This is a genomic window from Terriglobia bacterium (assembly GCA_032252755.1).
Classification (GTDB): Bacteria; Acidobacteriota; Terriglobia; order Terriglobales; family Acidobacteriaceae; genus JAVUPY01.
Map to the genome: position 1 here is coordinate 1 of JAVUPY010000090.1, position 18,973 is coordinate 18,973.

Below are 18,973 nucleotides of genomic sequence, written 5' to 3' on the forward strand. Positions count from 1 at the left end.
TCGAGCGTGTTGTCGTTCAGGTCCACGTGGGTCAACTCGACTTCGCTTGGATTCAGCGAATCTGGATCAACGGCGAAGTTGTGATTGTGTGCCGTGATCTCGACCTTGCCGGTGCGCAACTGCTTCACCGGATGATTGCCACCATGGTGTCCGAACTTGAGCTTGTAAGTCTTGCCGCCCAGCGCGAGTCCGATCAACTGGTGTCCCAGGCAGATGCCGAACACCGGAACGCGCCCGATCAGTCCGCGAATGTTGTTCTGCGCATAGGTGACCGGCTCGGGATCGCCCGGGCCGTTCGAGAGAAAGATTCCGTCAGGCTTCATTGCCAGCACGTCTTCCGCGCTCGTCTTGGCCGGGACCACGGTCACGTCGCAGCACGAGCCGGCGAGCATTCGCAGAATGTTGTGCTTGATGCCGTAGTCGTACGCGACGACTTTGTACTGCGGCGCTTCCGGCGTGATGATCCGGCCTGGATCGATCGGCCCCTCGCTCCACGAATATTCTTTCTTGGTCGTGACCACGGACGCGAGGTCGGTACCGTCCATCTTGCGAATTGCACGCGCACGAGCCACTAACTTGTCGGCGTCTTTCTCGGTTGTTGAAATCACACCCCGCATTACGCCGTGGTCGCGCAAATGCCGCACCAGTGCACGCGTGTCGATTTCGGCCAGCACCGGAATTCCGTTGCGGTCGAGGTAATCGTCGGCGACGTTCTGTGAGCGCCAGTTCGAGGCGATGGGCGAGAACTCGCGCACGATCAGCCCTTCGATATAAGGCTTCTTCGATTCCTCGTCTTCAGGGTTGGTACCGTAATTGCCGATTTCGGGATTGGTGAGAACGACGATCTGCCCGGTGTAGGAGGGGTCGGTGAAGATTTCCTGGTAGCCGGTTATGGAAGTATTGAAAACGACTTCGCCTTGACAGTCAGCTATTGCGCCGTACGCTTTGCCGCGGAAGATTCTGCCATCTTCCAGGGCCAGGATTGCCTGCATCTCTACCCCAAGGAGTGGATTTCATAGATTTTATCAGGAAGGTACTCAGGCCGGAAGACCGGCTACACGGAAATCGTCGGAGTTTTCCTCAACCACTCGTCGGACGTGACCTGCTTCAGCATGAAATCGGCGACGTCGGCACGATTGATCCAACTTCGCACCGAAAGCCGAAGTCCTTCCCCGGCGCGGTAATTCCCTGTCTTCGGCCCGTCGCGAAGAGCCGGCGGCCTCACGATCACCCAATCCAGCCCGCTCGACATGACTTCCGGTTCCAGAACCGCCTTTTCGTGGTATGCCCAGCCCAGCAGCGTGCTCGTGACCAGCTTCAACCCGGGACTCGCGAATTCACGGCTACTCCCGGCCGCATAAGCGCTCTCGATGATCAGTCGGCGCACGCCGAGTTTTTTCATCGCGACAATAATATTGTGAGTTCCCTTCCAGACGTCACCTTTGCCGCTGAAAGGGTTTCGGCGCCCAAGACACGAAAGAACCGCGTCCGCCCCGGAGATGGTCTCCTCGACGGCCGCCATGTCGAGCACATTGCCCTTCACGATCCGCAGCGAGGAATGCTGAATTACGAGTTTGCCAGGAGTGCGCGCAAGGGCGGTGACCGAGTGTCCCTGCTCAAGCGCCTGCTTTACGAGTTGCTGTCCGGTAGGTCCGGTGGCACCGAAGACGGCGAGTTGCATAACTCACCTCGACAGAATGACGAAATGACGAATGAAAAGCCGAAATTGACGATTGACGATTTTCTCATTGACGATTAAGAGGCTACAACCTTCGGAAACGGTCTTCAATCGTCAATCAGAATCGTCAATCCGACAATGCTTCTTACTTGATCCACCCGCCCCCGGCAACGATATCTCCCTCATAGAACACCACCGCTTGCCCGGGCGTAATCGACCGCTGGGGCTCGTCGAAGGTGACCTTCACCTCGTCCTTGCCGGCGCGCTCGACGGTTGCCGGGGCTGGCTGGTGCTTGTGGCGAATCTTTGCCTCGACGCGAATCGCCTCGCGCAACTCAGGGATGGCGATCCAGTTCATGCGGTGTGCGCGCAGTTCGCGCGAGTAAAGATCGTTCTGTGAGCCGACAACAACTTCCTTCTTGTCGCCGCGAATACCGATTACGTATAGTGGCGAGCCCGTCGCAACGCCTAGTCCCTTGCGCTGGCCAATGGTGAAGTTGTGTATGCCTTCATGCCGGCCGATCACTTCGCCCTCGGAGGTCACGAGTTCTCCGGACGTATCCGGAAGAGCGCTGCCCTGCTCGACCAGGTAAGCGTCAAGAAACTGCTTGTAATCCCCACCCGGGACGAAGCATATCTCCTGCGAATCCGGCTTTTCGGCGAGCACGGTCAGGCCCTGCTTTCGCGCTTCGTCGCGGACCTCGGGCTTATGCATATCGCCCAGCGGAAACAGCGTACGCGACAACTGCTCCTGCGTGAGACCGAACAAGAAGTACGTCTGGTCCTTCGCCCGGTCCGCCGGACGCTTCAGCAGCCACCGGCCGCGCTCGGTGTCATACTCATTCCGAGCATAGTGACCAGTCGCAATATACTCGGCCCCAATCTGTCTCGCCACAATCAGTAGCTGATCAAACTTCAAGTGATTGTTGCAGAGTGAGCACGGTATTGGTGTGCGGCCCGAGAGATAGTCCTGCACAAACGGCCGCACCACGTCCTTTTCAAACCGCTCTTCGTGATTCACGACGTAATACGGAATCCCCAGCCGCTCCGCCACCCGACGCGCGTCGTAAACGTCATCGATCGAGCAGCAACGACCCGTCACCCCCTCTGGCATGCCTTCGTGCCCCGCTAAGCGCCGCTGATTCCACAACTGCATCGTCAAGCCGATGATCGTGTGCCCTTCCGCGCGCAGCATGGCCGCGACGGTGGAGGAATCGACTCCACCGGACATGGCAACGGCAATGGTCTTAGTTAACTGCATAGAATCGTTATTGAAGCACTTGGGTACGAAGTGCTAGGTACGAGGTGCGAGCGACACCAACATCAGATACTCCAATCATCACCTCGTACCTCGCACCTCGCACCTCGCACCTGCTCATTCCACACCGGACTCAATTCTCGGAGTCTGGCAACTGTTTCCGGAACTCTTTTCAAAACAAACTCAATATCCTCTTCCGTCGTCTGCTTGCCGAGCGAGAAGCGTATGCTCGCACGAGCGTCTTCTCCGCTCAGCCCCATTGCGGTCAGGACGTGAGATGGCTCAATCGCGCCTGATGAGCAGGCTGCTCCCGTGGAAACGGCCACGCCCTTCAGATCCAGAGCGATCACCAGCGCTTCGCCCTCGATGCAGTCGAAAACAATATTCGACGTGTTGGGTGTACGGGGCGCGGCGCCGCTGTTAACGCGCGTTCGCTCCACTCGCTCGAGAATTGTTCGCTCCAACCGGTCACGCATGGCCGACATCACGCGATCGCCGCCGCTGGCCAGCCAGTCGCGAGCGATTTCGGCCGCGCGTCCCAGCCCGACGATTCCCGGCAGGTTCTCCGTTCCGGCACGTCGCGAACGCTCGTGTCGGCCACCATAGAAGAGCGGCTTCAAGTGCGTTCCGCGCCGGACGTATAGCGCCCCTGTCCCCTGTGGCCCATGCAGCTTGTGTCCGGAGATGGTCAGCATCTGGCATCCGATCTCTTTCACATCGATGGGAATCTTCCCTGCCGCCTGCACCGCATCCGCATGAAACAGAATTCCCCGCTCCTGCGCGAACTTCCCGATTTCCGCGACTGGCTGCACGACCCCGGTTTCGTTGTTGGCCATCATGATTGAAATCAGCCGCGTTTTGGCACGAACCGCCGATGCGACCGCGGCCGGATCAACGAGCCCATGCCCATCCACCGGGACATATGTGACGTCAGAACCCATCTGCTCCAGATGCTTGCAAGCGTTGAGAACCGCATGGTGCTCAATCGTGCTGGTGATGACGTGATCGCCCGGATCAACAACGCCGAAGATCGCCAGGTTATCGCCCTCGGTTCCGCCAGAGGTGAATACGATCTCCGCAGCCCGGCATCCCAGCAATGCCGCAACGTTCTCCCGTCCCTGTTCGACCGCAGCCCGCGCCTGTTGCCCCTGCTGGTGGATCGAGGACGCGTTTCCAAACTTCTCCAGGAAGTATGGGCGCATGGCCTCGAACACCTCGGGTAAAAGAGGTGTGGTGGCATTGTTATCGAGGTAGACACGCTGCATGATTACGGCTCTTCCTCTATTGTACGATGGCCTTGCGGCGCTTCAGGATTCAGGCGTACGTTCTCGGGCAGCAGCACCCCTAAGCACTTATGATCCGCGTTGCAATATCGCTCTTGGCCATTGTCCTGCTTTTTGCGGGTTTGATCGGCATTGTCTTCGCCGGCCGCTGGCTGATGAGGAAGCTGCTGGGACTGAGTCCCGAGGAGCAAGCCCTTGAGGCGGAGAAGAGAGGGCGCGAAAGGCTGTTATCGCCGCGCTGGTCGGACCTGGAGCAGCACCATCGGCGCGCAATCCCCAATATCATCAAGGATCTGTATTCCGATCAGGACGTCATAACTATGCGGGGTATTACCCTGCGGAGGACCGACGGGAAGCTATGGTCGATCCGTGAATTCCTGCCCGCCGATCTGCGGACCGTTTCCGACCTCCCGGCGGAGCTTCGTTCCACAGACATTTTCCCTTTTGCCACCAGTACGTCCGGGGACGTTTATTACATCGCGCTTGACCAGGGCAGCTACCCAGTGAAGATGTCGTGCAAACTGGGCGGCGAGGAACTGGTCGCACCCAAAGTGGTGGATTTCATCGCCGGCCTGGATCGCGCACGAGACGTCAAGAAGAAGGCTCGCGGCGTCTAAGCCTTGCGAGCGCGCGAGCGATTGATTTAGCCGATCAGGCGGGCGAGTTGAAGAACTTCTGTATCTCCGGCCAGTAGCGCTGCACCGTCGGCTGCGTGCCCAAATGCCCCCCGCGCGCAAACAGCCGCAGTTTGACGCCGGTTTTTGTTGCAAATCGCTCAACCGAACGCCAGGGAACGTACGGGTCATCCTTCGCATGGAAAAGCAGGACCTTGCCGGGGATGATCTGGCGCGCATGATGTGCCGGGTTGTAGAACGTCCCCGTGCGAAGCTTGTTCCAGTTTTTTTCCGTGATGCGGTAGCCCTCTCCGAACGCCTCGCGAATGTAGGCGACGTAGCTCTTGTTCGATGTCTCCTTATGCTCGCTGTGCGCCAGGATCGACCAGTCCGCTACGGGGCAGGTCGCAACCACTTTCTTTACGCGCGGATCCAGGGAAGCCAGAATCGCCGCCGCTCCACCGAAGCTTCCGCCGATTACGAAGATTTCATCGGGTTCGATATCGAACTTCTTACCGAACGTAACCTCGGTCATACCCTTCGGCAACTCGTCGATCACATCCAGAATGTCTTCATGGGGAGACCTCTGCAGGAAGATGCCGCCACTTTCCCACGCGCCTCGATAACGCGGGTAGAAGACCCAATACCCCTTGCGGGAAAGAAACTCGGACAGCGCCTGCTTGCGCGGTATCGACGGCATTCCGTCGCAGAGGATGATGACGCGCTGCTTCTTCAAGTTCCGCCTGGGCGGTAAGAATTCCGCAACGATTTCCTTCTTGAATCGAGTCCGATACATAGGTTATTCCGATTTTCCGATTACCGGATTATTCGTTGCTTCCGAACAGTACCGTCTTCGCATGAAACAACGTTCCAGCTACACGGGTCGCAATCGCGATGAGCTCTGCTTGACGCTGAAAAACTTTCACGAACTTCGCGGCCGAGTAATCCGGCAGGTTCACCGCGCGTCCATTGCGAATGTATCCGGCGATCTCGTCCGTAACCGTCACCGCTGGCATCTCCGGCAGCAGCAGGCGGGGATGAATCAGTGCAGTAGCCCTCTCGTCCCCCATGGACTCGAGGGCATCGAGTGTATGCGCATCCTGGATCGTGAACTCCCCCGCCTTCGTCCTTCGCAAGGCGCTCAGGTGCGCCCCAACGCCCAGCACATTTCCGAGATCGTGCGCCAGACTCCGTAGATACGTTCCCGACGAAACGAGCGCCCTGAACCGTGCGCGCCCATCCATAAAGTCCAGGATCTCGAACTCGAATACTTCAATCGGAGCCGCCGCAAGTTCTACCGCCTGGTTCTTGCGAGCATGTTTATAAGCAGGCACTCCCTTGATTTTCTTGGCCGAAAAAGGCGGTGGCGTTTGCTCCTGCTTTCCTATAAATCTGCGCGAAACATCAAGTATAACTTTAAGTGTCAATCGATCGGTTCCACGCATCGAGGTGGTCGGTTCTCCGTCGGCGTCGTAAGTGTCGGTGGCGAAGCCAAACCGGATCTCTCCCTCGTAACCTTTAGTCGAATCGCCGTAGAACTGCGCGAGCCGGGTGTAGCGCCCGAGCACAACGGGCAATACGCCGGTCGCCATCGGGTCGAGGGTTCCAAGGTGGCCGACTGACTTTTCCCCAAAGATGCGCCTGACGCACGACACTACGTCGTGTGACGTCATCCCGGACGGCTTGTCGAGTACCAGCGCCCCATTCAGCATCACTTCTATGCTCTACGACGCCGACGCGGAGGTCAAACTTCGGTGCGAATACCGCTCCCGCCCCACTCCCGGAAGCTCTCAAAATCCTGTAAGGTAGACTGTTCTTCGGGCGCAGAACTCATCGTATGATTCCGCTGAAAGACGACGCACCGCGTTATCGAACGCCGTTCATCAATTACTTCCTGATAGCGGCGAACGTCATCGTCTTTCTTTACGAGGTCACTCTCCCCAGCCACGCCGCTCTCGACTCCTTCATCATGCAGTTCGGCGAAGTTCCCGGCCGCCTTCCACTTTGGCTCGCCGGAGGTGAAGTCCCCGCTCGCTTCGTCCACCAACTCGGTGAACGGTACGTCACTACCAGTTCAGCCCTGCTCCCGATCTTCACTTCCATGTTCCTGCACGGCGGCTGGCTGCACCTCATCTCAAACATGTGGGTGTTGTGGATTTTTGGCGACAACATTGAAGACCAGCTCGGGCATTTCGGTTATCTGCTTTTCTACCTGGTCGCGGGGATTCTCGCTTCGCTGACGCACATAGCGTTTAACTTCTACTCCCTCATCCCAAGCGTCGGCGCCAGTGGGGCCATCGCGGGCGTCATGGGGGCCTATTTCATTCTCTTTCCATCCGCACGCGTACTCACATGGGTATTCCTGTTCTTCGTATGGCTGCCCGCATGGATTGTTCTCGGCTACTGGTTCGTAGTCCAGTTCATGACCGGCGCCGCCACGGCAATCGCACCTACCGCCCAGACCACCGGCGGCATAGCCTTCTGGGCCCACGTCGGCGGATTCGTTGCGGGTATTGTTATGATCAAGATGCTGCCGGTGCGTCCCCGCCGCTATCGTTACGGCCTCTAGAACCGACTCACCGCGTGGCTCTGTGGCAAGTAGGTTTTCAAGACAACAGCCGCCATCAAACTCGCCTCCAACCTCAATCCCACCACAGGAGGTGAAACATGGCAGAGAAGAACCGCACTGGCGATTTGCGTCCGAACCGAAAGGACGACATTAAAGACCGCGATCCCGAGTTTGAAGTTCCCGATCCGGAGCAGGTTGAAGAGGATCGCGAAGAAGCCGAACGTATCTACAACGACCAACCGAAGAAACCGGCCGCCTAAAGATTGATTCGCGGCTGCCGATATATATAGAGAGAGTGGTCTGCATTTGAGAATGCGCTACCAAAGTAGCAGGCGGGAATTACCCACGTAATCTCGACCACGCTCGAATGCAGACCTATCTTGGAGCTAACCCGCGAGGTGGGCCAATATGGACCACTTGAGCAACATGGCAGCTGAACATAAACAGGGACACGAAGCTCGGAAATTCCAAAGGTATCGCGTAGACATCCGGCTGCGAATGATCACCGGACCAGCCAATAACAACCGCACAATTTTCGCCCGCGGCTCCAATATCAGCGAAGGTGGCCTGCGCGCCTTCGTACCGGCCGACCTGGCTCTCGGCGATATGGTCACGATCGAGTTGATCCTTCCCTACTCCGACAAGAAGATTTCCGTGCGAGGCATGCTGCGCAACCGGGAAGGTTTCAGCTACGGTGTCGAGTACGCAGCCTCAACGACGCAGGAAGAACGCGAGCACATCGCGCGCGTCTGCAACACGCTGGCGCTGATCCAGTAATCCCGCCCTGACCAATTACAACCCGAACACTCTAACGGAAATGGTTCCGATCGCGCGGTGGCTCGTTCGCCCGATGGCACGATTCCTACAGCGGTCCGCCCGTTGGCGTAATCTCCAACTGCGACACCGTGGTATCTGCTGGCATCTTCAAGGCTGCGACGAGCGCAGTGGCGATGCTCTCCGCCGACATCATCTTCTCCCGCGGCGCTTCCGGCCAGAAGTGCTGCCAGATGTCCGTGTCCGTCGCTCCCGGCAGTAGCGATATGACGCGAATTCCACGCGGTCGAAGCTCTTCCCGCAGCGAATCCGTTAGGCCCAGGGCTCCATGCTTCGAGGCGTTGTACGCCGACATTCCTGGGAAAACCAGCTTGGCCGAAATGGACAGGTTGTTGATGATCGTTCCGCCCGCATGCATCAGCGGCAGCGCGGCCCTCGTGACGAGGAATAGGCCCGTGAGATTGGTTTCGATCACCTCGCGCCAGGCCTCGATCGGAAGTTGGTCCACGCTCGCTGTTGCATGCGCGATTCCCGCGTTGTTCACCAGAATGTCGAGCCGTGCGAACTGTTTGCGAATCGCCGTCGCGAGAGCCGCAACCGATTCAGCGCTGCGCACATCGCAGTGCCGCGCATAAACGGCACCGCCCTTGCGCGTGACCGCTGCCGAGACCACTGCGAGCGCCTGCTCGTCGCGACCGGTGATGATGACCTTGCAGCCCTCGCTCGCCAGCGCCTCGGCAATCGCGCGCCCAAGCCCGCGGCTGCCGCCGGTCACAAGGGCAATCTTGCCCTTCAGTTCGGTACCTTCGCGGTTCTTTGTGGATGATCTTTTGCTACGAGATTTTCTTGATGTAGAAGTACCCGCCATTGTTCGCTCGCTAACGGCAGGATTGTACACTCAGCCAAGGTTCGTCTGATATTGCGATGGCACGATCGCACGATGGCACCATTTTACGGCCCGTGGCCGTTCTTCCCATTGCGAATGAGGGATAAGAACTCCGACCGCGTATCGAGGTCGCGGAAAGCACCTAGCATCGCCGAGGTCACCGCAGCCGAATGCTGTTTTTCGACGCCGCGCATCATCATGCACAGGTGCCGCGCCTCGACGACAACGCCGACGCCTTGCGGCTTGATCGTCTCCTGGATGGTCTCCGCGATCTGCGTCGTCAGGCGCTCCTGCACTTGCAGCCGGCGTGAGAAGACTTCAACGAGGCGCGGCAGCTTGCTCAGGCCGATCACTTTTCCGTTCGGGATATACGCGATGTGAACCTTGCCGAAGAACGGCAGCATGTGATGCTCGCAAAGGCTGAACATCTCGATGTCCTTCACGATCACCATTTCGTCGTAGTTCACCGTGAACAGCGCGCTATTCAGGATCGTCTCCGGATCTTCCTGGTAGCCACGCGTCAGGAACTGCATCGCCTTGCGCACCCGCTCCGGAGTCTGCCTCAAGCCCTCCCGGTCGGGATCTTCTCCCAGGCGAACCAGCATCTCGCGCACCAGTTCTTCATAGCTTGCGCTGGTAATCGTCGTTTCCTGGGCTGTAGATTTCATGGTTATCTCCGTGTCAGTGGTACTTTTTCAGACCCGTACTTCCCGCCCCCCGGCGTATTCAAAACTATTCAGCATGGTCTCTTCGATTCTTACCTTTTCTAGATGCGCGGCCCGGAACCTTTGTTTCAGAATCTCGAATACCCGGACCGAAAGCACTTCGGTAGTCGGCACTTCGCCCTCAAAATCCGGCAGCGTATTCAGGTTCGCATGATCGAACCTGTCGAGAATCTCCCGCTGGACGCATTCGTCGATATCCACCAGGTTGCACACCATTCCCGTTCGCGGATCCACCTGGCCACTCACGGTCACTTCCACAAAATAGTTGTGTCCGTGCCCGTGAGGATTGTTGCACTTTCCGTATGTCGCCCGATTCTCCGCCTCGCTCAGCCCATCACAATGCAGCCGATGCGAAGCGGAGAACATGTAGCGACGAGTGAGGTATGCCTTCATAAACTCCGAATTTCTCGGTCATTCCTCCCCATAGAAGTCCGCCCACAGCTCCGGTGTCTCATACACACGGACTCGATGCAGCTTCGCGACGCTGAGCTTTTTCTCCATCCGCTTCCAGGCCGCAATCGCGATGTTCTCGGTCGTCGGAATCTGATTCTTGAACTCGGGTACTTCTTTGTTTAAGTAGCGATGATCCAGAGCCTCGATCACCTCGCGATTCATCACTTCCTTGAGTTGTTTCAGATCGACGACGAATCCTGTCTTGCGGTCCACCTCGCCCTTCACCGTGACTTCGAGCGTGTAGTTATGTCCGTGACCGTTGGGGTTGTTGCACTTTCCAAAAATGCGTTGGTTTTCTTCCGCCGAGAATTCCGGATTGTGGTAATGATGCGAGGCCGAAAACTCAGCCTTTCGTGTCAGGTAGACCATGCCTCTCCCGTTGACTTATGAAGAATGCGAGTCCGAATTAGCCGGACCGGCTCCTACGACGTGTTCTGATGACCTCTCGTTCTCAACCGATTCGAGACCGGAGTACTCGCGCCCCTTCCACCATATCGAGTGATGCCGATGCGCGGCCACGGAGCGCAAGAGCAGCCAACTGAACATCGGCAGGCCGAAGATCGCCAGCACATTGTTGAACCACCCCGAGTGCGCCTTCGCGATCCGCCGGATGAAGTTGATCCACACCAGCACCGCCAGCACCGCCGCCCACAGTGCCAGCGCCGGATGCCGCAGCAGTGCCATCTCTTCCGCGATCAGCAGCAGGGCCCACATTACCGTGAATTCCGTCACCCGCTGGTAAGCCAGCGTCTTCGCGTTCGGAAACAGCAGCGCCAGGTTCTTCGTCCAGCCCTCTACAAGTTGATCCAGGGTGCGGTACATGCGCGCGCTAACCTCGCCAATCCCGACGCGAAAGCGCAATTTGCCGCCGTCTTCTTTCACTCGGACCGCCAACGCAACGTCTTCCAGCAGATCGCCCGCAACCGCTGCGTGCCCGCCTGCCTTGTGGTACACAGCACGCCGGATCAAGAGGTACTGGCCGTTCGCGGCCGCCACCGGCGACGTCGGATCGCAGACTTCGCGCGGCTTATACTGCGTCGCCAGTTCCGAGAAAACCACCGGCATCAGCATCCGCTCCGGCAACGAACCCAACTCCTGCTTCGGCGAATAGGAAAGCAGGTCCGCGCCATGCTTTTCCGCCTCGGCCACCGCTCGCGCCAGCGACCCTTTTTCGTGAAACGTATCCGCATCGGTGAAGAGCAACCATTCGCCGCGCGCGTGATTCACGGCCGTCCAGATTGCGTTCGCCTTTCCCGTCCACCCTTCCGGAATCGGTGTGCGGGCCTCAAACGCACGCACATCAGCAAGCGACGGATTCTTTCCGATAAATGGGCACTCTTTCACTCCGGCGAAGAACGCGATGATGTCGCGCGTCCGGTCGCTCGAACCGTCGTCCACCACCAGCAACTCAAATGGCATCCCCTCCTGTTCGACGATGGACCGCAGGCACCGCTCGAGCGTTTCCTGCTCGTTCCGTGCTGGAACAATGACCGAAACGTGGGGTGTCACGGGTGTGACGCTAGTTACAACGGAAGTGTGATCGTCTGTCATAGGAGCCCCAAGCCGCTACGTACTATTATAGAAGGCGTGAAACGTCTTCTCTCTTTCGTTTTCGCGGCCCTCTTGCTGACGTTCGTCGGCTGCAAGAGTGATAAGCCGGCGCAGATCGGGACACAGGCGCCTGACTTCACCGTCTCCGATGGCCAGAAAACCGTCACGCTAAGCCAATTTCGGGGCAAGCCGGTGGTCCTGAATTTCTGGGCCACCTGGTGTCCGCCCTGTATCGAAGAAGTTCCCTCGATGGTCGCGATGCAAAAGGAAATGGGAAGCAAAGTCGTCGTCCTTGCCGTCTCCATCGACGTCGACAATGACGCCTACAAGAACTTCACCCAGAAGCGCATGCCCGGCGTGCTCACCGTGCGCGACGGCGACCAGAAAGCCGCCAATTTATTCGGAACCTTCGGCTGGCCTGAAACCTACATCATCGACAGCAAAGGCATTATCCGCCGAAAATTCATCGGCGCCCAGGACTGGACCAGCCCGGAAATTATCGACTATCTGAATAAACTGTCATCCTGATCATCTTGACGCACTCTGGCTTGGCCCTGGGGGTCTTTGGTGGTTAAAGCTTCGCTGTCCTCAGCCTTAGCGCATTCGTAATCACCGACACCGAACTGAAGCTCATTGCTGCGGCCGCAATGATCGGGCTCAGCAACAGCCCGAAGAACGGGTAGAGAATGCCCGCCGCAAGCGGCACCCCCAGCGAGTTATAGACGAACGCGAAGAACAGGTTCTGCCGGATGTTGCGCATCGTCGCCTCGCTCAACCTTCGCGCCCGAACGATGCCCCGCAGATCGCCTTTCAGCAGCGTGATGCCCGCAGACTCCATCGCTACATCCGTCCCAGTCCCCATCGCAATCCCGACATCGGCCTGCGCCAGCGCGGGAGCGTCGTTGATGCCGTCGCCGGCCATTGCAACCCGCCGACCTTTCGCCTGAAGCGCCTTCACGATTTCCGACTTGCGTTGCGGCAACACTTCCGCATGGAACTCCTCAATTCCGAGTTCTCCCGCGATGTGGGAAGCCGTCGCCCTGCTGTCGCCCGTAAGCATGACGATGTGGACTTTTTCCGATTTCAGTGCCGCTAGCGCTTCCCGAGTCGTGGACTTAATTGGATCCGCTACTTCGATCCTGCCTGCAAACTGCTTCCCTACCGCAACATTCAGCGCGGAACCGTTTGCCGCGTCAGTTGCAGAATTTACTCCAACTCCCAGTTCCCGCAACAGCGCTTCATTGCCGACGGCGACTTCCCTGCCGTCCACGGTTCCAACCACCCCGCGTCCCGTAAGCGAACGGAACTCGCCCACTGCCGTAAGCGTCAATCCCCGGCGCTCCGCCTCAAGCACGATGGATGCCGCCAGGGGATGTTCGCTCGCGCGCTCCAAACTTGCGGCCAATCGCAGGACGTCGTCCTCGCTGTATCCAGCAGCGGCTTTCACCGCCTGGACCTTCGGCTTCCCTTCCGTCAGCGTCCCGGTCTTGTCGACGACGATGGTGTCAACCTTTTCCATCGTTTCCAGCGCCTCGGCATTGCGAATCAGCACGCCGGCATGCGCGCCGCGTCCTGTGCCGACCATGATTGCCATCGGGGTCGCCAATCCCAGCGCGCACGGGCATGCAATGATCAGCACCGCCACGGCATTCACGATCGCATGCGCAAGCCGCGGCTCCGGCCCGACAAAGAACCAGACGATGAATGTCACGATCGCCGTACCAACCACAGCAGGAACGAAAATCCCCGCCACCTTGTCCGCGAGCCTTTGGATCGGCGCGCGGCTGCGTTGCGCCTCGCTCACCATCTTGACGATCTGCGCCAGCATGGTTTCCGAGCCGACGCGCTCCGAGCGAATCAGCAGGCTTCCGGTGCCATTCACGGTTGCGCCGATCACGCGCGTGCCTTCGTTCTTCTCCACCGGTACCGACTCACCGGTAATCATTGACTCGTCCACCGAACTCGCGCCGTCGAGGACCACACCATCCACCGGAATTTTCTCGCCCGGCCGCACCCGAAGCGTCTGCCCAACCTGCACCGTCTCGAGCGGAACATCGTGCTCGGCTCCATTCGCCTCCACCACTCTCGCCATCTTCGGCGAGAGATCCAGCAGAGCGCGAATGGCGCTCGAAGTTCTGCTGCGGGCTCTCAATTCCATAACCTGCCCGACCAGCACCAGAACGGTAATTGCCGCAGCCGCCTCGTAATACACACCCGGCTGGCCGTGCATCCCGCGCAACGTTGGCGGGAAAATTTGCGGCGCGACAGTCGCCACCAGGCTGTACCCGTACGCCGTGCCCACGCCCATGCCAATCAGCGTGAACATGTTCGGCGAACGGAACTTGATCGAGTTCCACGCGCGCTCAAAAAACGGCCACCCGCACCAGAACACGATCGGAGTAGACAGCAGCAACTCAATCCACGCCACGGTCCGCTCGCTATGGGCGAACAGCCCGAACGACATGTGCGCCATCGCCAGGCCCAGCAGCGGAATCCCCAGCACCAGCCCGATGACGAGCCTCCGCGTCATGTCCTTCAGTTCGGGATTCTCCTCCTGCGCCGCCGTGACCACACGCGGCTCCAGAGCCATGCCGCAGATCGGGCAGCTACCCGGTTCGTTGCGAACAATCTCCGGATGCATCGGGCAGACGTACTCCACCTTGCCCGACTGCGCCACCGGAAACTCTGCCTCCAGCGCCATCCCGCACGAAGGACACGCCGCCGGAACCTCCGACCGCACCTCTGGACACATGGGGCAGATGTAAGCCGGCTTCTTCGCGCCCTCAGAACTCTTCTGAACCGGTGCCGCATATCTGCCCTCTTTTGGCAGATGTGGGTCCGATGCAGCATGATCATGCGGACTGGCCGCCGCCCCAATTGTCACCGGCTTGGCCCCGAGTTGCACCATTCCGCCGCCCATCGCGTGCATACCCGGCTTGTAATTGGGATCGAGGAATTTCTCCGGCTCTGCCTGAAACTTCTCGTTGCATCGTGGATTGCAGAAGTAGTACGTCGTGCCCCTGTGCTCGAAACTGCCACCGCGCGCCGCCGCAGGATCCACCATCATTCCGCATACCGGATCCTTCACCCGGGTGGCCTCCGCCGTTTTCGGCGCGAGAAACTTCTCCGGCTCTGCCTGAAACTTCTCGTTGCATCGTGGATTGCAGAAGTAATAAGTCGTGCCCTTGTGCTCGAAGCTGCCGCCCCGTGCTGCCGCAGGATCCACCATCATTCCGCATACCGGATCCTTCACTCGTACAGTCTCTTGCGTTTTCTGTTCTGGATTCATGATCGCTCTACCATTCCAAGATGCTCCCCGCAACAATCCGATGCAACTCCGCTCGAGCAGGCACTTCCCGCAGTCCCGCACCTATAGTAAATTCGTAAGTAGAATTGGGAGTTACATTCGGAAGGATTGAATGACTTCAGTCGACGTCGTTTTCAAATACCTGTACCCGCCAACTGAAACCGTCATGCGCGCCATGGACGACGTTCGCGAGGTCTATGGCATTCGCCGCATTCGCTTCAATGAGGCGGAGCGCACCATGCGCGTCGAATACGATGCCACCCGCCTCAACCACGACACCGTCGCCGCGCTCTTGCGGCGTACCGGCCTGGAACTCGGCGAAAAACTGCAGTTGGTCTGAGAAACGAATTTAGATCTAGGCGGGATACCAGGGTTGGTCTAACATATTGAAAGGGGTCCCCCGAAAGCCTCTGGCCGAGTAACCTTTCGGAAAACCCCTTTACGCGCCACTTCGTCTGCCCTTGCATAATGCAAGGGCATTGCCATTTCTGGGCTATCGGAAATAAAGGAGTTAAGTGACGCCATTCGGAAATTTCAAGGAAGGAATTGCGCCTTAGACGGCAACTTTTACGGAGAAAGCTCCTGCATTCGGGCCCTTTTTGACGTACTCAGCAGATGGACGAAGCTAAGCAATTCCGGAGTTCTTGGTCAACAAATAGCTGGCTTGCGAATCCGCAAATTCCACCCCAACCGCCGCATAGCCCTCAGCAAAATAGTCTTGAAATTGCCGCCGAATCCGCTCCTGGATCGCCGCCGCGTTCGCCGAACCTGATCTCAGCAGCTCCGTCGCATTCCGCGGCAAGGAAATTCGAATCTCTCCTGTTTCTTCCGGCGGATTCTTACCCTCAGCTCTCGCAACCACGCGCGGCGAGTCCAGCCACCACTCGGCCACCAGGCGGTCGGTCGGAATATTCCCGTGCAGCGGGCTGGACGTGACGCCGTAGACATTTAACAAGTAGCGCCGCACGATCGCGCCCAGCCGATTCAGGTTGAAGTGCGCGTTCATCAGCGCCAAGGGATCGAAAGTCCACTCGATCCGTCGAATCCCACGCATCAGGGCGTCGTCCCTCTGCGCCAGTTTCAGTAGGCGCCCTATCCCCGCTCCCTGGTACTCCGGCAGCACTGCGGCAAAGTGCGAATGCAAATACATGTCGCGATCGTGTGCCGCCATAAATGCCAGCGTGAAACCGACCTGTCGCTCACCATCAAACGCTCCAATGATTTGCCCGCCCGTCTTCTGCGCCACGACAAAGATGTCAGACGGCACCAACTCCGACTCGGAAAAATGCCAGACCTCGCGCTGAATCCGGACACACTCTTCCAACTCGTCGAGCGTTGTGCACGAACGAACTGTAATGTTCAAACCAGATTTGTCGTTGTGAAGTTGTGGACTAATCATGGATCGGTTCGGTCACCTGCCCCGGGTAGGCGCGCGAATCGCAGTCTGCAACTATGGCGACCCCGGCAGGACTCGAACCTGCAACCCTCAGTTCCGAAGACTGATGCTCTATCCAGTTGAGCTACGGGGCCACCCATCAGTTGCATAAACACCAACACTCTACACGATTCCCCAATCCATCGCACACACGAATCTACCAGTAAGTCATTTCCTTTCAGCGCAGAATCTTTGTTCCGTGGACGCACCCAGCAATGTGCAAACCGCTCAACCCTGCATTAATAGCGCATGAAATCGCTACACAGTAAGTTTTTCCGTGCCCATTTCCACAAAGGTGTTGAAAATGGGTGGGTCGTTTTGGCACAGAACGTGTGTACCTGTTTATCGATTCCCAAAATGGTATAAGAGTCTCTCCATGCCTCCCGCCAAAACGATCGTAAAGAAAGCCAAACGAAGAAGAAAGTCTCCTGCCGCGAAAATCAGAAAGTCGTCCCGGCCACAGAACCCCGACGCACAGCCACAGGAATTCCCCCTGTCCCACGCCACGCTCCGCGCCATGTATGACGCCATGCTCGAAAGCCGCCTCTGGGCACAGTCACGCAATGTCGCTCCGGTGATCAGCGAAGCGACTGCGATCGCCACGGCTACGGTCCTGCACCGTATCGACACGCTGGCCGCTCCCGCCGACGGTCGCACCCTGTACCCTGTCGTTCATCCCGAAACCGCAATCATTCCGCTGGAGATCGCCAAAATTACTATTGCCTGCAATTCTGCGAAGCAAAACCGCCACAGCGCCGTCATTGCCATCTGCCCCGAGGACGCCTTCCGGTCGGCATCCTTTCAAGAGCTCATGGAGGACGCCCGATCGCGCGCCTGGCCACTGGTTTGTGTCGTGTTGACCAACAGCTTTTTCAATCCTCGGGCGGCAATTCCGGAAATCGATGTTGACGGCCACGACGCCGTCGCCATATTCCGTGTCGTCAGCGAGTCCGTCCGCCGAGCGCGCAATCACCGCGGCCCCGCAATCGTTCATGCTCACAATGCAACGAACACGCAAATGCCCGATCCGCTAGGGGACCCGCTCATTCGCTTCCAACGCTACCTGGCTGCAAAGGGATTAACGACAGAAAAGATTCATGTCCTTCACACGGCCGGAAACTAAGCCTTGAAAGGTGATCCGGAATTACCAGCTGATATTTGAAAGCTACCGCGCCATCTCCATCCGCGTCCCTCCGCGAAAATCCGCGGTTCGAGTTGAGTCTTGGCGTACTTCTACTTCGTTAACTGTTCCTCTCGGGCCGCGACTCCAGTCGCCAGAACTTGAAGGATTGCTGGCAGGAAGTGCGGAAGGTCAGCAGTCGTCCGGCTGGTTATGACATTTCGATCCACCACAACCGAAGCATCCTCGACTAATGCTCCCGCATTTCGCAAGTCGTCCAGGATCGCCGGACTGCCCGTCATACGAAGCCCGCGGCAAATCTCGGCGGAAATCGCAACCGATCCACCATGACAAATCGTCGCGACCAGTTTGCCCGCGCGGAAGAATTCGCCGACCAGCATCTTCAATTTTCCATCGATTCTCAGTCGAGCAGGCGCCCAGCCGCCCGGAATGACGATGCCGTCGCATAGCCGCGCCTGTATCTCCGTAAATGGCAGGTCAGTCCTGCACGGATACCCGTGTCGCCCGAGATAGGTTTCTTGGCCCTTTGGGCCGATCACAAACACTGGGTAACCTGCCTCTTCGAGGCGGTACTTGGCATACAGGGCTTCGATTTCGTCGAAGCCTGCGTCGATCGCCACGACTACGGCGTGCTTTGTTCTACTATCCATGACGGATCTCCTGGTTCAGGAGAGAGGGAGCCTTCGCGGTGTTGACGATCAATTCTGTCACCGCCTCGATTCCGATCTTGGCATTGATCCACAGGTGATACAGCAACGGATCCTTCCATTCGGTGTCGTGAAATTCGCGAATGTAGGCGGAACGTTCCTCGTCGACACGGGCAACAGCCTTCAGCAGCTCTTTCTCGCTGGCATATTGCCGGCGCAATCGTTCCAGCCGGTACTCAAGTGGAGCAAAGAGGAAGACATGCAGTACGTCGGGCCGGTCTCGCAGCACGCACTGGCCGCCTCGACCGACGATCACGCACTTTCCCCGGTAGCTCGCTTCCAGGATCGCGTTGCGTGTGAACTCGTGAATGTTTTCGGCGTCAGCCACGTCGACCGTGGTACCGCCCGTCTCGAGCCACACTGCCCGCGCGATGCGCTCCAGCCACCACGTACCGCGCCCGTCGAGTTCCCGCGCGGCTCTCGGACTAACATGAAATTTTTCGCTGATTTGGTCGATCAGGCTGCGATCGATCAGATCCCATCCCAGGCGTCTGGCGACGCGCTGTGCTATTTCTCCGCCACCGGTTCCGTATTCGCGGGCAAGTGTAATCGTGCGAATCATTGGTGTGACCTCCAATCTCCGCACTACTTT

22 protein-coding genes and 1 tRNA gene are annotated in these 18,973 nt (G+C 58.3%); 7 read left to right on the forward strand and 16 right to left on the reverse strand.

What is annotated here, in order from left to right; translation table 11 throughout:
* The 4 genes from carA to ROO76_22135 form a co-directional block, all read right to left on the reverse strand.
* Nucleotides 1-992: glutamine-hydrolyzing carbamoyl-phosphate synthase small subunit (gene carA, locus ROO76_22120; GenBank protein ID MDT8070868.1), on the reverse strand; the 992-nt coding region annotated here is incomplete at its 3' end.
* Between the two features lie 62 nt (nt 993-1,054).
* Nucleotides 1,055-1,681, reverse strand: a complete 627-nt coding sequence (locus ROO76_22125) for an SDR family oxidoreductase (GenBank protein ID MDT8070869.1) — start codon at nt 1,679-1,681, stop codon at nt 1,055-1,057.
* 142 nt (nt 1,682-1,823) lie between these two features.
* Nucleotides 1,824-2,939 carry a tRNA 2-thiouridine(34) synthase MnmA gene (gene mnmA / locus ROO76_22130; protein MDT8070870.1) on the reverse strand — a complete coding sequence of 372 codons (1,116 nt, stop codon included), beginning with the start codon at nt 2,937-2,939 and terminating at the stop codon, nt 1,824-1,826.
* Nucleotides 2,940-3,001: 62 nt separating this feature from the next.
* A complete protein-coding gene (locus tag ROO76_22135; GenBank protein ID MDT8070871.1) occupies nt 3,002-4,201 on the reverse strand; it encodes a cysteine desulfurase family protein in 1,200 nt (399 codons plus the stop codon).
* Between the two features lie 89 nt (nt 4,202-4,290).
* Between ROO76_22135 and ROO76_22140 the strand changes: the two genes are divergently transcribed.
* The gene (locus tag ROO76_22140; GenBank protein MDT8070872.1) at nt 4,291-4,836 is read left to right on the forward strand and encodes a hypothetical protein; all 546 of its coding nucleotides are present in this window, start codon (nt 4,291-4,293) and stop codon (nt 4,834-4,836) included.
* Between the two features lie 34 nt (nt 4,837-4,870).
* Here ROO76_22140 and ROO76_22145 read toward each other — a convergent pair whose 3' ends face one another.
* On the reverse strand, nt 4,871-5,629 hold the full coding sequence (locus ROO76_22145; protein ID MDT8070873.1) for a prolyl oligopeptidase family serine peptidase: 759 nt from the start codon (nt 5,627-5,629) through the stop codon (nt 4,871-4,873).
* 28 nt (nt 5,630-5,657) lie between these two features.
* Nucleotides 5,658-6,545 carry a tRNA pseudouridine(55) synthase TruB gene (gene truB / locus ROO76_22150; GenBank protein ID MDT8070874.1) on the reverse strand — a complete coding sequence of 296 codons (888 nt, stop codon included), beginning with the start codon at nt 6,543-6,545 and terminating at the stop codon, nt 5,658-5,660.
* 125 nt (nt 6,546-6,670) lie between these two features.
* On the opposite strand from truB, the gene ROO76_22155 reads away from it, so the two are divergent.
* From ROO76_22155 to ROO76_22165, 3 genes are all read left to right on the forward strand, one after another.
* Complete coding sequence (locus ROO76_22155; protein MDT8070875.1) at nt 6,671-7,402, forward strand: rhomboid family intramembrane serine protease; 732 nt, start codon at nt 6,671-6,673, stop codon at nt 7,400-7,402.
* Nucleotides 7,403-7,500: 98 nt separating this feature from the next.
* Entirely contained in the window at nt 7,501-7,662 is a 162-nt protein-coding gene (locus tag ROO76_22160; protein MDT8070876.1) for a hypothetical protein, read from the forward strand.
* Between the two features lie 166 nt (nt 7,663-7,828).
* Nucleotides 7,829-8,179 (forward strand): PilZ domain-containing protein, encoded by a 351-nt coding sequence (locus ROO76_22165; protein MDT8070877.1) that lies wholly within the window; start codon nt 7,829-7,831, stop codon nt 8,177-8,179.
* A gap of 85 nt (nt 8,180-8,264) precedes the next feature.
* Here ROO76_22165 and ROO76_22170 read toward each other — a convergent pair whose 3' ends face one another.
* The 5 genes from ROO76_22170 to ROO76_22190 all read right to left on the reverse strand — a co-directional run bounded on the left by ROO76_22170 (nt 8,265) and on the right by ROO76_22190 (nt 11,791).
* Nucleotides 8,265-9,044 carry an SDR family NAD(P)-dependent oxidoreductase gene (locus ROO76_22170; protein MDT8070878.1) on the reverse strand — a complete coding sequence of 260 codons (780 nt, stop codon included), beginning with the start codon at nt 9,042-9,044 and terminating at the stop codon, nt 8,265-8,267.
* Nucleotides 9,045-9,127: 83 nt separating this feature from the next.
* On the reverse strand, nt 9,128-9,730 hold the full coding sequence (folE, locus tag ROO76_22175; protein MDT8070879.1) for a GTP cyclohydrolase I FolE: 603 nt from the start codon (nt 9,728-9,730) through the stop codon (nt 9,128-9,130).
* Between the two features lie 27 nt (nt 9,731-9,757).
* Nucleotides 9,758-10,180 carry a 6-carboxytetrahydropterin synthase gene (locus ROO76_22180; GenBank protein ID MDT8070880.1) on the reverse strand — a complete coding sequence of 141 codons (423 nt, stop codon included), beginning with the start codon at nt 10,178-10,180 and terminating at the stop codon, nt 9,758-9,760.
* 18 nt (nt 10,181-10,198) lie between these two features.
* Nucleotides 10,199-10,609, reverse strand: a complete 411-nt coding sequence (locus ROO76_22185; GenBank protein MDT8070881.1) for a 6-carboxytetrahydropterin synthase — start codon at nt 10,607-10,609, stop codon at nt 10,199-10,201.
* Between the two features lie 15 nt (nt 10,610-10,624).
* The gene (locus ROO76_22190) at nt 10,625-11,791 is read right to left on the reverse strand and encodes a glycosyltransferase family 2 protein (GenBank protein MDT8070882.1); all 1,167 of its coding nucleotides are present in this window, start codon (nt 11,789-11,791) and stop codon (nt 10,625-10,627) included.
* A 36-nt stretch (nt 11,792-11,827) separates the two neighbouring features.
* On the opposite strand from ROO76_22190, the gene ROO76_22195 reads away from it, so the two are divergent.
* Entirely contained in the window at nt 11,828-12,319 is a 492-nt protein-coding gene (locus tag ROO76_22195) for a TlpA disulfide reductase family protein (GenBank protein MDT8070883.1), read from the forward strand.
* A 43-nt stretch (nt 12,320-12,362) separates the two neighbouring features.
* Here ROO76_22195 and ROO76_22200 read toward each other — a convergent pair whose 3' ends face one another.
* Nucleotides 12,363-15,080 (reverse strand): heavy metal translocating P-type ATPase, encoded by a 2,718-nt coding sequence (locus ROO76_22200; protein MDT8070884.1) that lies wholly within the window; start codon nt 15,078-15,080, stop codon nt 12,363-12,365.
* A 130-nt stretch (nt 15,081-15,210) separates the two neighbouring features.
* On the opposite strand from ROO76_22200, the gene ROO76_22205 reads away from it, so the two are divergent.
* Nucleotides 15,211-15,438 carry a hypothetical protein gene (locus ROO76_22205; GenBank protein MDT8070885.1) on the forward strand — a complete coding sequence of 76 codons (228 nt, stop codon included), beginning with the start codon at nt 15,211-15,213 and terminating at the stop codon, nt 15,436-15,438.
* A 285-nt stretch (nt 15,439-15,723) separates the two neighbouring features.
* Here ROO76_22205 and ROO76_22210 read toward each other — a convergent pair whose 3' ends face one another.
* A complete protein-coding gene (locus tag ROO76_22210; protein ID MDT8070886.1) occupies nt 15,724-16,497 on the reverse strand; it encodes a GNAT family N-acetyltransferase in 774 nt (257 codons plus the stop codon).
* Between the two features lie 54 nt (nt 16,498-16,551).
* Nucleotides 16,552-16,628, reverse strand: a tRNA-Arg gene (locus tag ROO76_22215).
* Nucleotides 16,629-16,909: 281 nt separating this feature from the next.
* Between ROO76_22215 and ROO76_22220 the strand changes: the two genes are divergently transcribed.
* Nucleotides 16,910-17,656 carry a hypothetical protein gene (locus tag ROO76_22220; GenBank protein ID MDT8070887.1) on the forward strand — a complete coding sequence of 249 codons (747 nt, stop codon included), beginning with the start codon at nt 16,910-16,912 and terminating at the stop codon, nt 17,654-17,656.
* A 110-nt stretch (nt 17,657-17,766) separates the two neighbouring features.
* Here the strand turns inward: ROO76_22220 and ROO76_22225 are convergent, their stop codons facing one another.
* Both ROO76_22225 and ROO76_22230 read right to left on the reverse strand, forming a co-directional pair.
* Nucleotides 17,767-18,324, reverse strand: a complete 558-nt coding sequence (locus ROO76_22225; GenBank protein MDT8070888.1) for a type 1 glutamine amidotransferase domain-containing protein — start codon at nt 18,322-18,324, stop codon at nt 17,767-17,769.
* Complete coding sequence (locus tag ROO76_22230) at nt 18,317-18,943, reverse strand: cytidylate kinase-like family protein (GenBank protein ID MDT8070889.1); 627 nt, start codon at nt 18,941-18,943, stop codon at nt 18,317-18,319. The genes ROO76_22225 and ROO76_22230 overlap by 8 nt, the downstream gene beginning before the upstream one ends.
* Nucleotides 18,944-18,973: the final 30 nt, after the last annotated feature.